Source organism: Leptospira sp. GIMC2001 (assembly GCF_028462125.1).
Taxonomy (GTDB): domain Bacteria; phylum Spirochaetota; class Leptospiria; order Leptospirales; family Leptospiraceae.
Window position 1 is genome coordinate 2,055,659 of sequence record NZ_CP115468.1, and the last position, 14,257, is coordinate 2,069,915.

The 14,257-nt window shown below is 37.4% G+C and carries 15 protein-coding genes and 2 tRNA genes; 11 read left to right on the forward strand and 6 right to left on the reverse strand.

Annotated elements, in window-relative coordinates; translation table 11 throughout:
* Positions 1–34: 34 nt before the first annotated feature.
* A complete protein-coding gene (locus O4O04_RS11055; RefSeq protein ID WP_272531740.1) occupies positions 35–733 on the forward strand; it encodes a hypothetical protein in 699 nt (232 codons plus the stop codon).
* Between the two features lie 126 nt (positions 734–859).
* Here O4O04_RS11055 and O4O04_RS11060 read toward each other — a convergent pair whose 3' ends face one another.
* From O4O04_RS11060 to O4O04_RS11070, 3 genes are all read right to left on the reverse strand, one after another.
* Positions 860–1,777, reverse strand: a complete 918-nt coding sequence (locus O4O04_RS11060; protein ID WP_272531741.1) for an SPFH domain-containing protein — start codon at positions 1,775–1,777, stop codon at positions 860–862.
* A gap of 5 nt (positions 1,778–1,782) precedes the next feature.
* Positions 1,783–2,739, reverse strand: coding sequence for an SPFH domain-containing protein (locus O4O04_RS11065; RefSeq protein WP_272531742.1), 957 nt, complete (start codon positions 2,737–2,739; stop codon positions 1,783–1,785).
* A 104-nt stretch (positions 2,740–2,843) separates the two neighbouring features.
* Entirely contained in the window at positions 2,844–3,299 is a 456-nt protein-coding gene (locus O4O04_RS11070; protein WP_272531743.1) for an NfeD family protein, read from the reverse strand.
* A 172-nt stretch (positions 3,300–3,471) separates the two neighbouring features.
* On the opposite strand from O4O04_RS11070, the gene O4O04_RS11075 reads away from it, so the two are divergent.
* Genes O4O04_RS11075 through O4O04_RS11105 form a run of 7 tightly spaced genes read left to right on the forward strand, consistent with a single transcriptional unit; the run spans position 3,472 to position 10,328 of the window.
* Positions 3,472–3,885 (forward strand): heme-binding domain-containing protein, encoded by a 414-nt coding sequence (locus tag O4O04_RS11075; protein ID WP_272531744.1) that lies wholly within the window; start codon positions 3,472–3,474, stop codon positions 3,883–3,885.
* Positions 3,866–5,347 carry an argininosuccinate lyase gene (gene argH, locus O4O04_RS11080; protein ID WP_272531745.1) on the forward strand — a complete coding sequence of 494 codons (1,482 nt, stop codon included), beginning with the start codon at positions 3,866–3,868 and terminating at the stop codon, positions 5,345–5,347. The genes O4O04_RS11075 and argH overlap by 20 nt, the downstream gene beginning before the upstream one ends.
* Entirely contained in the window at positions 5,340–6,227 is an 888-nt protein-coding gene (locus O4O04_RS11085) for a peptidylprolyl isomerase (RefSeq protein ID WP_272531746.1), read from the forward strand. Before argH ends, O4O04_RS11085 begins: the two co-directional genes overlap by 8 nt.
* Entirely contained in the window at positions 6,224–6,826 is a 603-nt protein-coding gene (locus tag O4O04_RS11090) for a hypothetical protein (RefSeq protein WP_272531747.1), read from the forward strand. Before O4O04_RS11085 ends, O4O04_RS11090 begins: the two co-directional genes overlap by 4 nt.
* Before the next feature lie 46 nt (positions 6,827–6,872).
* Complete coding sequence (locus tag O4O04_RS11095; protein ID WP_272531748.1) at positions 6,873–7,934, forward strand: hypothetical protein; 1,062 nt, start codon at positions 6,873–6,875, stop codon at positions 7,932–7,934.
* Complete coding sequence (gene fliM / locus O4O04_RS11100) at positions 7,931–8,956, forward strand: flagellar motor switch protein FliM (protein WP_272531749.1); 1,026 nt, start codon at positions 7,931–7,933, stop codon at positions 8,954–8,956. Before O4O04_RS11095 ends, fliM begins: the two co-directional genes overlap by 4 nt.
* The gene (locus tag O4O04_RS11105) at positions 8,916–10,328 is read left to right on the forward strand and encodes an alkaline phosphatase family protein (RefSeq protein ID WP_272531750.1); all 1,413 of its coding nucleotides are present in this window, start codon (positions 8,916–8,918) and stop codon (positions 10,326–10,328) included. Before fliM ends, O4O04_RS11105 begins: the two co-directional genes overlap by 41 nt.
* Positions 10,329–10,334: 6 nt before the next feature.
* Here O4O04_RS11105 and O4O04_RS11110 read toward each other — a convergent pair whose 3' ends face one another.
* The 3 genes from O4O04_RS11110 to queF all read right to left on the reverse strand — a co-directional run bounded on the left by O4O04_RS11110 (position 10,335) and on the right by queF (position 11,279).
* Positions 10,335–10,553, reverse strand: a complete 219-nt coding sequence (locus O4O04_RS11110; RefSeq protein WP_272531751.1) for a ferredoxin — start codon at positions 10,551–10,553, stop codon at positions 10,335–10,337.
* 65 nt (positions 10,554–10,618) lie between these two features.
* Positions 10,619–10,879, reverse strand: a complete 261-nt coding sequence (locus O4O04_RS11115; RefSeq protein WP_272531752.1) for a SemiSWEET transporter — start codon at positions 10,877–10,879, stop codon at positions 10,619–10,621.
* Position 10,880: 1 nt separating this feature from the next.
* On the reverse strand, positions 10,881–11,279 hold the full coding sequence (queF, locus tag O4O04_RS11120; RefSeq protein WP_272531753.1) for a preQ(1) synthase: 399 nt from the start codon (positions 11,277–11,279) through the stop codon (positions 10,881–10,883).
* Positions 11,280–11,320: 41 nt separating this feature from the next.
* Between queF and guaA the strand changes: the two genes are divergently transcribed.
* The 3 genes from guaA (at position 11,321) to O4O04_RS11135 (ending at position 13,361) form a co-directional block, all read left to right on the forward strand.
* The gene (gene guaA / locus O4O04_RS11125; RefSeq protein WP_272531754.1) at positions 11,321–13,132 is read left to right on the forward strand and encodes a glutamine-hydrolyzing GMP synthase; all 1,812 of its coding nucleotides are present in this window, start codon (positions 11,321–11,323) and stop codon (positions 13,130–13,132) included.
* A gap of 61 nt (positions 13,133–13,193) precedes the next feature.
* A tRNA-Cys gene (locus O4O04_RS11130) sits at positions 13,194–13,265 on the forward strand.
* A gap of 13 nt (positions 13,266–13,278) precedes the next feature.
* Positions 13,279–13,361: transfer RNA gene (locus tag O4O04_RS11135), tRNA-Leu, on the forward strand.
* Positions 13,362–14,257 lie beyond the last annotated feature (896 nt).

The following is a 14,257-nucleotide window of genomic DNA, read 5'->3' on the forward strand; positions in this document are numbered from 1 at the left end:
TCTGAGGTTGGATCATACAGAATTCTATCTCTGTATGAAAAATAAAATTATAATCTCTGGATTAGGATGCATTCTCGCATTCTTTATATTCAATTGCAATTCCAACAATGAAGAATTGCCACTTGGAACTTCAATGAAAATGCTTGGGATCGATACTTCTGGAAATGGTGAAAATGACTCTTTCGGTTATTATCTTTTATCAAAGGGTAATAAACGAATTGTTTATCAAGAAATTGATAAAAATGGAGATCGAAAATCCGATGAATTTATTTGGGTTGGTTCGACAAACCGAAGGTCATCCGAATCTAAAATCAATGAACCAGTGAAAGTCTATGAAGAGTCAGATTCCAATAATGATGGAAGCATTGATACGATACGTTGGTTTCTTCCTAATGATTTCATTTCGATGGTTATGAAAGATTCTAATAAAGACGGATACTTCGAGACAACTGTCTACTATAGTTTTGCGAAAAAACCGGTTCGAACAGAAATCGATTCTAATCAAGATGGCTTCGCTGATATCTTTATTTGGTCCAACCGCGCAGAAATTGATACTAACTTTGATAAATTGGTTGATTCGATTGTCTTGGGAGACTCTCCTCTCGAACTTGAGGGTAAAGCTATGGAAAGAAAAGACATGAAGCCAGTCACTTCAAGTAATTCTTGGCATAGCAATCCAAAACTTGTTCCAATGGAAGAGCGGGCAATCATAGGAAGTGGATATTTCTATTAGTCGTTTATAAAATAAATTTTAAAATCTAATTGGATTGGATGATGTCCTGTCCTATTACAAGAAAAGCCTGGTTTTAGTTGCCAGGCTTTTCTTTTTTAAAGACTTAATGTTTGAGCTTTTAGTAAATCAATTATTTCTTTTGATTCCCAATAAGTTGTCCAAAGTCGTTGTGAAATTAGTTAGATCTACAGGAAGAACTACTTCTGTATTATCTTTTCCTAATTTAGTAAACTGATTGATCAAATCTTGTGAAATTCTAAGCTTCATCGCTTCAATTCCACCTGTTGCTTGCAAAGCATCAGCAACTTTTGCGATTCCAATTGCTGTTGAAGTCGCTAAAGCTTCAATTTCTTGTGCTTTACCTTCAGCCTCATTGATTCTCTTTTGTTTCTCACCTTCAGATTTATTGATCAATTCTTCTTTTAAACCAACGGAACGGTTGATCCTTGATTCTTGATCTCCTCGTGAAAGAGAAATCTGCGCTTCTTTATTGATCTGAGCACGCTTTTCCTTTTCCATTGATTCCATAACAGAAGCAGGTGGTGCAATATTCACGATTTCATAGCGGTTGATACGCACGCCCCATCTTTCAGATACGTCGTCAATCGCATCTACAATTCTACGGTTGATCTCAGACCTTTCTTCGAAAGTTTTGTCAAGATCCATAGTTCCGATAACAGCTCTCATGGTTGTCTGAGCAAGCTGTATTGCAGCGAAACGATAGTCTTCAATACCATAACTTGCCTTAACTGGATCAATGACAACCATGTATAAGACTCCATCTACTTTTACAACAACGTTGTCTTTTGTGATACAAGTCTGAGGATGCACGTCGATTGCCTGTTCTTTCAAAGTGTGATAGTATGCATCGATTTCAATAAAAGGAGTTAGTAAATGGAATCCCGCCCTAAGGGATTTTTTGTATTTACCAAATCTTTCTACGATTATGACTTCTTGTGCGGATACAATCCTAACCGATTTATACAACTTGAATGCAACATAAATCAAGAAAGGAACCCAAAATATTAGTGTTAGTTCATCCATTATTATTATCCTTTTCTCTTAGGTTCGTTAATGATTGTTGATTGCGAACCGCTATCACCTGGGAATGTAGAAGTTACTTTGGATATTCCTTCAAAGACTCCCTTAATATTCGCTAGTGATTCTGGCAAAATAGTTGTCTTGGATTTAGTAAATATATTTCCAAGTCCTGCAAGGTATTCTTGAGTGATCTGCAATTGGACTGCCTGCCTTCCGCCAGGTTTACTAATTGCATCAGCAATCGATCTCAAACCATTGGATGTAGCTTCAGCAATGAGTTCAATTTCTTGAGCCTTACCATTCGCTTCGTTCACAAGTTTCATTTTATCACCTTCTGATAAGTTGATCGCCTCTTGCCTCTCACCCATAGATCTATTGATTCTTGCTTCTCTCTCACCTTCGGAAGTGATGATCTCAGCTCTACGCTCTCTTTCCGCTTTCATTTGATTTTCCATCTCAAGGATGATTGTTTTCGGCGGTTGGATATTTCGAATTTCGTATCGATTTACTTTGATTCCCCAAGGATCTGTTGCTTCATCTATCTGTTTTACAATATTCGAATTGATTGTATCACGTTCTGAAAAAGTTTGATTGAGCATAAGCCTTCCAATCTCGGAACGAAGCGTTGTCTGAGCAAGCTGCTCGGTCGCAAGATGAAAATTGTCAATTCCATATGATGCTTTATAAGGATCGATGACTTGGAGATATAAAATTCCATCCACTTCAACTTGCACGTTATCTTTGGTTGTACAGACTTGAGGTCTGACATCAATCGCTACTTCTTTTAGTATTTGCCTGTATTTGACTTTTTCAATAATAGGAATGAGGAAGTGGAAACCAGCCTCCAGATTAGCAATGGGCACACCCAAGCGTTCCTTAATATAGACATATTGTTGTGGTACTACAATAAATGTCTTAACAATGAAAAAAATCACGACAATAAAAAATATCGTGAATATGAACATAATTACCTCCGTATGAAACTAAAATCTCTCAAAGGGTAATAAGATTGGGTTTAAAAAGAAAGAATTTTTTTAGAAGATTCAAATAAAAGATAATACAAGGTGAATCAATCGAGCTGCTCAACATAAAAGGTGAGGTTGTCTCTTGAAATGATTCGAACTCGCTCGCCTTTCGGAATTCTGACAGTCTGAGACATTGCATCCCATTCCGTTCCTTGGAATTTGACTCTTCCTCCTTTCTGATTTACCATTATATCAGAAATGACTGGTACAATTTCATTGCGAAAATCATCTTTGATTAAGTCATTCTTAGTGATTGTAGATGGAAATATATTTTTTATAAAAGCTGATCCGACAAGAATAGAAACTATGGAAGTGACGGTTAAAATTACCAATTTCTCGGTCATTCCAATCGGTATGATTAGGCTTATAAGTCCTGTAACTATGGCTCCAAATCCAATAAAGATCACGAACATTCCCGGGACAACAAATTCAGAAACCATAAGCAAAACACCAGCAGCAATCCAAATCCAAGGTAAATATTCAGGGCTCAGTAAATCCATAATTGAGATAAAATTACAGATTGATGCAAGGATATCAAGCAGAAAATAATCTATTGCAGGTAAATCTGTTTTTGAAAAATTTGAATCCGTGATTGGTCGATGGAAATATTTTGGAATTGGAATTTTGGTCTGGATAGTATTATCTTATTTCACTAGGTGGGATTCTCAAGATATGACCATAAACTCTCTGGATGAAGAATCAATTTCTTTAGAATCATCCGAGCTCGAATTTATTCAAAAGAGTTACGATCAAGTTCAAGAAATTTTTGAAAGATCATGTTATGACTGTCATTCGAATAATACAGATATTCCTATTTACGGATATATGTTTCCGGTTAATTTATATTTACAAGACCATGTTAGTGAGGGGCGAGAAAGTCTCAATTTTTCCAAATGGAAATCTTACTCAGCAAAAAAAAGGTCAACTCTAGCTTTCGAAATAGTGGAAGAAGTAGAAGAAGATGCAATGCCTCCAGCTTCCTATAAATTATTACATTCTAAAGCAATAATAGATCCAGAAACTTTCCAAAAAATCAAGAGATGGCAAGAAGAACAAGAAAGGTATTATGAAAATTCCCAAAAATAAACAAAAAGAACCCATATCCCATATTGAATCCAAAAAATTATGGGGTGGCAGATTTGAAGAAGCGCAATCTGGAATTATGGAAAGGATTGGAGAATCTATTAGCTTTGATAAAGTTTTATACAAACAAGATATTCGAGGTAGTATAGCTCACGCAAAAATGCTAAACAAAATTGGCGTCATCAATGCAAAAGAATTAGCTTCAATCGAAAAAGGTATGGCAACCATTGAGAAAGAAATCGAATCAGGAAACTTTATCTTCACCGAGTCACTAGAAGATATTCATATGCATATTGAGTCTCGATTGACTCATATTATTGGAGATGCAGGCAAGAAACTTCACACTGCAAGGTCCAGAAATGACCAAGTATCGCAAGATGTTAGATTATACCTAAAAGACAACTTGGATCTAATCAATGATTCAATGTTATCATTGCTTAGGGCTTTTCATTCAAAGGCAAAAGCATCAATAAATATATTATTTCCTGGTTATACTCATCTTCAGATAGCGCAGCCAATTAGAGCTTCACATTATCTACTTGCTTACTTCTGGGCATTTTCTAGGGATTTACAATGTTTTTTGCAAGCTAAAGAAGAAGCTGATGTTCTTGTTCTTGGATCGGGCGCACTTGCTGGGGTAAATTACAATACAGATCGAAAATTCTTACAAAAAGAACTAGGACTCGCAAGGATTTCTGAGAACTCGATGGATGCGGTCGGACAGAGGGATCATTTGTTTCAATTTATGTTTGCCGCAAGTCAATTCATGATACATGCATCTAGATTTTGTGAAGAATTGATAATCTATTCTTCCACTGAATTTTCATATATTAGGCTTCCGGATCGCTTAACATCAGGTTCATCTATAATGCCTCAGAAAAAAAATCCAGATGTAGCCGAATTGATTCGTGGTAAGTCTGGAATAGTTATTGGGAATCTCATGTCCTTACTTAGTCTAGTAAAAGGAACTCCGCTTACCTACAATAGAGATTTCCAAGAAGACAAACCGCCCATTTTTCAAACTATGAAACATCTTTCTCTGAGTATAGAAGGTATTCGCGAAATGGTAGAGGGTATGGAATTTAGATCAGATTCCATTGAATCATCTCTTAACCGTGGATTTGCGACAGCTACCGATTTAGCAGATTGGTTAGTCTCTCAGAAAAAAGTTCCTTTTCGAGAAGCTCATGAAATTGTTGGAAGACTAGTATCAGAATGCGTGAAAAATCAGAAAGATCTCTTCACAATTGATTTGGAATTAAGAAAAAATATATCGGATCATTTAACTGATCCCAATTACTTCGAAGCGATATCACTCTCTAAGTCGGCAGACAAAAAGGATGTTCCTGGAGGAACAGCGCTCCGAAGGCAGAAAGAACAACTTACTCAAGCAGAAAAGAAGTTGGTTGAACTAAATAATAGAGTCAAAAAGATAAGAAATAAGGAAATAAGGAAAAATGGTTAAGTTTAATTTTATTGGAATTGTTAGTTTACTCAGTTTGGTTGGTTCTCTTGGTTTAGCCTGTAAAGAAAATGTTTTTGCCCAATCGAAGTATGAACCTGTGGCATACAAACCGGTAAATGTAGAAGTAAAAAGAGTTGATCAGACAAAACTCACTCTTCCTGAAAAAGCCGCCATCTATGCTGTTTTTGTAACAAACAAAGGCAATCTTATTTTAGAACTTTTCCATAAAGAAGCACCGAAGACTGTTCAAAATTTTATTGATCTTGCCCAAGGAGAAAAGGAATACTATAGCGATAAAGGAAAAGAAAAGAAACCATTTTATGATGGATTGAGTTTCCATAGAGTGATTGATAATTTCATGGCTCAGGGCGGTTGTCCAAGGGGCGATGGAACAGGTGGACCTGGTTATAAATTTGAAGACGAAATCAATGGTAAAGCCTTAGGACTAGATTCCATAAAAATCAAGGATGCTCCAGAATATCAGAGCCAATTCCAAAGAATGGTTATCCAAGAACTCAATATTCAAAGTCGAGAAGAATTTGATCAGAAAAGAAAAGAAATCGAAGAAGCATTTCAAAAAGCCGGTGAATTGAGCGCATTAGAAGTATTGCATAGAGTAGGCTATCGATACAACGAAAAGCTGGAAAGCAAAAAGGCAATAAAAGGTTCACTTGCAATGGCGAACGCAGGACCGAATACAAACGGTTCACAGTTTTTTATCAACCAAGTTGATACTCCTCATTTAAATGGATTGCATACTGTATTTGGGCAGTTGGTCAATGGATCAGAAATATTAGATAATATTATAACTTCAGGAAATGGTAATACGATCATTCAGAAGGTTTTAATTCTCGATAGAAGGGAAAATCCTACGCAATGATCCAATATAGAGCGGGAATAGATCTCATTCAAGCCTATACTCAAGGAGGCTCGCTTGAAGGAATCCTACAGTTTATCAGTGATCTGCCCGAGACCGAAATCGCGGGTAAAGGATTTTTGGACGAAGTGGGTATTATGGAAAAATACCCTGACGATCTTAAAGGTCTACTGGAATTCCTTGCTCAAATCTTAAAAGAGCGAAAATACGTATCCAATCTATACAATCAAGCAATGGATCGCTATGAAAAACTAGGCGATCTAACAGCGCATCGCAGACCGACCGATGATGAAGCAAAAATCAAACAAACTCTAACGGATTATATTCTGAAATTAGAAAAAATTTTCGAAATCAATGATCTTACAGACGAGGGAATTATCAAGGAATTGAATCGTTTTGTTGCAGAAGAGCATTTGGAAGCATTGACAGATTCTGAACTAGAAAAATTGGTAATTTCCAATAAAACTACAACCTTGCTTGAACCTCATTTGGATAAACATCGGGAAACTTTTTATGGATACCAGAAATTGCGAGATCCGTTCCAGAGATTGATTCGCATATCAGACTTGATAATAGAAGAAGTTACTAAGAAAGTTTCCTAAAATTTATTTAGCTTTTTATTGAATTTTGTCCGAAAATAAAATCAAGATGAAGAAACATTCTTCTTATGTCCTGTTCATAATTTACCTAATATATGCACCTATGCATGCATTTCCAGATCGTGATGCTCGTGGAAATTATACTGAAAATTTTACACATCTTCAGGTTCAGGCAAAACTTAATCTACCATCTATATCTTTCAAAGAAACAGATGATATTCCCTTGAATTTTACAATTTTCAATACCGGAAAAGAAGTAGTGCGAATCTTTCCTGCGATGAACTGGAGAGAGAGTTTTCAATTGCAAATTAGAGATGAGAACAATCGACTCATCGAAGACAATATTGAGCCTGCACTAAATCCTTGGAATCCAAAATACCAAAAAGACAAAAATCAACAAAATCGAAACACAATCACCAATTTAAAAGGTGATGAATCGAAAGAAATTTCCTTAAATCCAGGTGAAACCTTTGCTTTTCGTATACATTTGCAAGAAAATTTCAATCTAATTCCTGGTCATAAATACAATGTTATAGGCTACTTCTATCCGAACGCAACTGAAAGCAAAAAAAATAGCTTACTTGCGGGAAACCAATCGGAAGGAACTCTTAGTTTTCTGAGAACCGAAAATACAGTTTCATTCTTTTATGACAAAAGAAGAGAAGAGCCAAGCATCAATACTTTCACTGAGAATTCCTATGCTGGAAGTGCGGGTGGTATTTCACCAGAAGAAGCGATTTTTCTATTCTTAGGTGCTGAGTCCAAAAAGAATTGGAGCAATTATTTTAAATGGATTGAATTTGAAGATTTTATACTTGCCTATGATCAGTTTGCGGGTGAATATTTAAATTCTGATGCGAGAGATCGTGAATTGGTTGTAAATGAATTCAGAAAATACCTAACAACTTTGCCATCCGGTAAATTGAAGTATTTCAAAATCACTGGTGTTGATCATCGAAACAAAAATGAATCTAAAGTTCGTGTTTTTGTGGAAAGGATCGAAGAACGAATTCCGACTAGATATGAATATGAGTATACGTTAAAAAGAGAATTAGAGTCCACTGCATCACTGTGGAAAATTCACAATGTTGTGGTAAGGGTTAGAAAATGACAGAAATACTTTCGCAAGATGAAATTGACGCACTGCTCTCGGCTATCTCCAGTGGAGAAGTTAGCGAAGAAGAATATTCTTCTGTCGGTGAGCAAAAAAAAGTAAAGATCTACGATTTTAAACGTCCTGATAAATTCTCAAAAGACCAAATCAGAACTCTGCAAATGATGCATGAGACCTTTGCTCGTTTAGCAACAACTGGACTTTCGGCTCAGTTGCGAGCACTGGTTCAGGTCCACGTTGCGTCGGTGGATCAGTTAACATACGAAGAATTCATTCGATCAATTCCCAACCCAACTACTTTGGGTGTAATCAACATGGATCCACTCAAAGGATCTGCAATCCTAGAAATCGATCCGTCTATCTCATTTACAATCATTGACCGTTTGTTTGGTGGTAAGGGCGAATCAGCCAAGATCACCAGAGAACTTTCCGATATCGAAATGAGTGTAATGGAAGGGATTATTGTAAGAATTCTCGGGAACTTAAGAGAATCTTGGTCAACTGTTATTGACTTACGGCCAAGACTTGGTGCGATAGAAACCAATCCACAATTTGCCCAAGTAGTTCCTCCCAATGACATGGTGGTATTGATTACTTTGGAAACGAAAGTAGGGGAAGTGGAAGGGATGACGAACCTTTGTATTCCTTATATTACCATTGAACCTATTATCAATAAACTCTCAGCTCAGTATTGGTATTCATCGATTCGTCGTGGAGATACGGATGAGAACAAAGCAGTTATCCAAGAACGTTTAGATGGTGTGAAAGTTCCTTTGATTACAGAAGTCGGCAGTGTAGATATCAATATGAATGATCTCTTAAGTCTTACAGTTGGAGATGTTGTAAAACTAGAAAATACTCCAACCAAATCCGAACTTACAGTAAGAGTGGGAGATCGCTCTAAATTTAAAGCTACTCCAGGTAAGGTCGGCAATCGACTAGCTGTTCAGATTGGTGAGTTTATCGAAGAAATACCGGATGAACTTCTTGGTTCAACGAGATCGGAGCAGGAATATTAGATCTTTTGAATATGCAAGTTTAACTATCAAATCTTGTTTTTTCCTAATCATCATTCTTTCTTTCACTGTAGGGATCAACCTCAATACCACCACTGCCGAAACATCATTAACAAGAAATGATTCCCTGGAATCTAGAAAATTAATCATTTTGTCGATTGATGGATTCCCTGCCTATTACCTGAAATCCACTTATGTTATGGATTCGTTGCCCAATCTAAAAAAATTCTTTTCGAATTCAGTGGGAGGACGTGTAAAAACAGTAGATCCTAGTTTGACCTATCCGGCACATACATCAATGATAACTGGAGTTGATCCTGGAATTCATGGTATCGAGGGTAATACTCCTATAGATCCTTACAATATAGAAGATGGGGCATGGCTTTGGTATCGAGCGGATAATAAATCCAAAACAATCGTTGATTATGCGAAGGATATAGGACTTTCGACTGCTTCTGTTTTTTGGCCAGTATCGGTTGGTCGCTTTACGGATTGGAACATACCTCAGATTTGGAGAACGAAGACAGAAGAAGATTGGAATCTTCTAAGTCAATTGTCAACACCTGAATTATTTATGGAAATGAAAACAACAGTTGGAATTCCCGTATCCGAGATAACAAAAGATGATGCAAAAATTCGAACGGGATTACAAATATTTAAAGATAAAAATCCTAATTTACTATTGATCTACTCAACCGATGTGGATTCATTTCATCATTGGAAAGGACCATATTCTCCAGAAGCACTTGCTCGACTCAAAGCAACGGACACATATCTTGGGGAACTGATTGATTCCATCGATCTATACAATCGTAAAGACTTGGGATTAATCATTGTTAGCGATCATGGATTTCATACGGCAACACGAATCTGTAGACCCAATCGACATCTGATTGATATGGGAATGCTGAATCCGAACAAAAAAGATTGGTTCTATTATTTTAAAAGTTCTGGCGGACTTGCTTATCTAATATCTAATCCACAATATTCGAAAACAGAATTGCCGAATATTGATTTGATGGATTTGAATACAAGACTTCAAAAGACATGTCCGACCACAAAGTTCTATTCTAACGGAGATGCTTTTTTGGATAGAAAAAGGAACTCCCATCCGAAGGCTCTCGCATTCTTGGAATCCAATAAGTCTGTTTTTTTGAGTTCATCTTGGGATGATAAATATTTTTCAACAAGTGAAAAAGGAATACATACACATGGATTTCCTTCAAATTTTGAGCAAATGGATACTATTGCTTTTTTTTACGGTAATCCTAGCGAGAAGGTAAACGGTGATGGGGACAACATTTCAATGACGTCGGTCAAGGATGTATTTAAAGTTTCATGTAACTGGTTGAAATTGTCCTGTCCTAAACAATAGAGCAGTTTATTTTTTCCAGTGGATGCATTCGCCTGGACACTCGTCCATTTCTTTTTGCACTTCTTTTACATCCATCTCATCAATTGCTGCATTGTTGATATTTTCTCCGTTGATATGCGTCTCGGAAATATCATCTGCATCCATTTGGAAATACTTCGGAAGATTATCAGCACACATATTACAAGATGTGCAATTGTCTTTATCGACATAGGCTATTTTTGACATTCAGATTCCTCCTTGTCTCTATCTGCTATCCTTTTATTGGACATTTCGTGGTCAATACTTAGATCTCACTCAATTTCTTCTTTAGAAGTGATTTTAAAAACTAGAATGGTGATTGTAAACAAAAGTGTAATTGAATTGGCTAGAATGATCGGAAGGTCTGATTTTAGAAATCCATACACTAACCAAAGGAATACTCCAACACTCAGAACTAGATACATATTTCGCGAAATATCACGAGTTCTTTTCGTTACAACAACTCTTAATACTTGGGGAAGAAAAGATACGGTAGTTAAAATTGCTGCGAAATAGCCAATAAAATGTTCCATTCTATTTCTTGTACTCTCGGGTTACAACAGTTTTGATTCCACCACGTGGATTGAAATTCCCACGAACCTTTAGGTAATTGGGTTTACTTGCTGAAATGAGATCTTCAACTAATTTGTTCACGACATTTTCATGAAAAATTCCAATGTTACGAAAGGCTAATATATACTCTTTTAAACTTTTGAGTTCAATACAATTTTCATTTGGAGAATATGTTACTTCTATGATTCCGAAGTCAGGAAGTCCGGTCTTAGGACAAATAGCTGTGAATTCAGGAATCGTAAACTCGATGGAATAGTCGCGACCTTTATAGACATTCTCAAAAACTTCAATTTTCGGGGTTTCTAAGTCGGGAATATGAGTTTGTCTTCCTTCATAACTCGATAGATTTTTTTCAGTCATTGCTTTACCCCTAGAATTCCAAAAATAATTTGGCAAGCATCGTGGAAAGTGATAAAAAAATTGCCGTTGTAGATTTCGGGGGCCAATATGCCCATCTCATTGCATCTCGAGTTCGAAGGCTAGGGGCTTATACTGAGATCCTTTCCAACGAAGACTCAATAGAACAATTCAAAAACTACGCAGGAATCATATTCTCAGGCGGACCATCATCTGTTTATGAGAAGGATTCTCCAAAAATTGATCCCGAAATTTTGAATTTAGGAATCCCCGTTCTTGGAATCTGCTACGGACATCAATTATCAACTCTTCTAATGGGTGGAAAAGTTGAGAACTCGGGAAATGCAGAGTATGGTCCAGCTAATATCGAAATCAAAAATCCTAAAAAATATGAAATATCTCGAGGACTTTCCAATCTAGAAAAAGTTTGGATGAGTCATGGTGATGAAGTTCGCAAACTTCCTGAAGGATTTGAAGTTTATGGATCAAGTGATTCTTGTGAGTTTGCTTTTGTTGGCGATGACAAAAGAAAAATTTACGGAATACAATTCCATCCCGAAGTGACCCATACAACACATGGAAATATCTTATTGAGCAATTTTATTCGGATTTGTTCGGTGGAACATTCTTGGAGTGTTGATCAATTCATAGAGCGAGAAATAAAAATAATCCAAGAACATGTGAGTCCTGAAAGAAAAGTTTTCCTCTTGGTATCTGGAGGAGTTGATTCAACTGTAGCATATCTATTGCTAGCTAAAGCTTTAGGAGCTGATCGTGTGCGCGGCTTGCTAGTTGACACCGGCTTTATGAGAAAAAATGAAGTGACGGATTTAAAACTCAATTTAAAAAAACTTGGTTTTGATTTAACAGTTCGAGATGAATCTGAAGCTTTTTACAATGCATTGGTTGGCAAAGTCGATCCTGAGGAAAAAAGAATGATCGTTGGAAATTTATTCCTGGATGCGCAAGCACGTGCTGTATCCGAACTCAACCTCAATCCAAAAGAATGGCTACTTGGCCAGGGAACGATCTATCCAGATACTATTGAAAGCGGTGGAACAAAGCATTCTCACAAGATAAAAACTCATCACAATCGAGTTCCCGCAATCCAAGCCTTAATTGAATCGGGTGAGATCATCGAACCTTTACGTGATTTATACAAAGATGAAGTTCGAGAACTCGGAACAAAACTTGGACTTCCATCCGAATGGACCGAAAGGCATCCATTTCCTGGACCAGGACTTGTCGTAAGAATGATTGCAACGAAAAAAGATATTGAAGCAAACCTTGAGAATGAAATTCAATCATACCTTCAAAAATTTAATTCAAAAATCCAAACTAGGCTTTTGCCTTTTCCATCAGTCGGTGTGCAAGGTGATCAGAGAACTTATGCCAATTGTTTGGTTCTGAATGACTTTACTGAAGACTGGGAGCTATTAGATAAGATCGCAACGGATGCGACTAACAAATTTCGAAGTATTAATCGAGTGGTGTTTTTACCAGGAGAAATCAATTTACCAGTAAAATACTTATTTACTGAATTGCATCTCAATCGGGAACTTTCTGATTTACTGCGAGAGGCGGACTCGACTGTCTTTTCTATTTTACACAATCGAAACATTCATAATGAAATCTGGCAGATGCCAGTTGTGATGGTGCCTTGTGGACGTGAGGTTGATCAGTTTTCAATCGTACTCAGACCAGTTGAGAGCAATGAAGCAATGACCGCAAATTTCTATAGAATGGATCGTGCAGTCCTGAACAAAATGAAACATTCGATTCGCTCAATATCGGGAATTTCGGATGTGTTTTTTGACCTGACCAACAAACCACCTGGCACGATTGAATGGGAATAGTGGTTTGACCAAAATTCCATTGACTCTGAATGACTCTATAAAATCCTACCATTATGCACAGGGCGTCGTGGCCAAGTGGCTAAGGCATGGCTCTGCAAAAGCTTGATCCCGGGTTCGAATCCCGGCGACGCCTCGGTATTCGTTACGCCTGGATGGTGGAATGGTAGACACACAGGACTTAAAATCCTGTGGGAGAAATCCCGTGCGGGTTCGAGTCCCGCTCCAGGTAAATAGTTTAGACATGGTCTAACACCTAACGCATTCAAATCAAACTAAACTGTCATCCCAAAAGGGACGAGAACGACCAGACACCGATCCGATTGTAGCGACCCAAGGGAGCGTAAGCAATCGGACTGAGGGAAGGAAGCCCGAAGCGGTGGCTGGGACGGACGGAGCTTCGAGAGTCAGGATGACGAAGAAGCGAACGTGAGTCCCGCACTTCATTTCAAACTGGAAAACAATTTTTATTTAGTTACATGAAGCGGTGGCTGGGACGGGTGAAAGACGGAGTGCAGGATGCACGCAGTCTTGAGCGAGTCCCGCAAATCACAGAATTTTCCATCTATATAAAATTCAATGAATGTGACTGAGACATTCATCGCTTCGAGAGTCAGGATGACGAAGAAGCGAACGTGAATCCCGCGACTTTATTCTACTTCATAGATTTAAGAAAATATATTTACCACAAAGTTCACGGAGATCACTCAAAGTGTAAGAGAGAGTTGGGAATATTGTACTAAGTTTTCTGTTGTGATTATCGCACTTACAGGATGCACGCAGTCTTGAGCGAGTCCCGCCAATCATAGAATTTTCCATCTATATAAAATTCAATGAACGTGACTGGGACATTCATCGCTTTGAGAGTCAGGATGACGAAGAAGCGAACGTGAGTCCCGCGACTTTATTCATTTGCATACATTGAAGAAAAGACTTTTATCACAAAGTTCACGGAGATCACTCAAAGTGTAAGAAGAGTTGGACACATTTCACGAAGTTTTCTGTTGTGATTATCGCACTCGCAGGATGCACGCAGTCTTTCGTAAAAGGGTGGGGCTTAAGCCCCCCGCTTAGTAACAATTCAATTATCTTTTTTCCAAAAAATCTAATTCAATTTTGAATCACAAT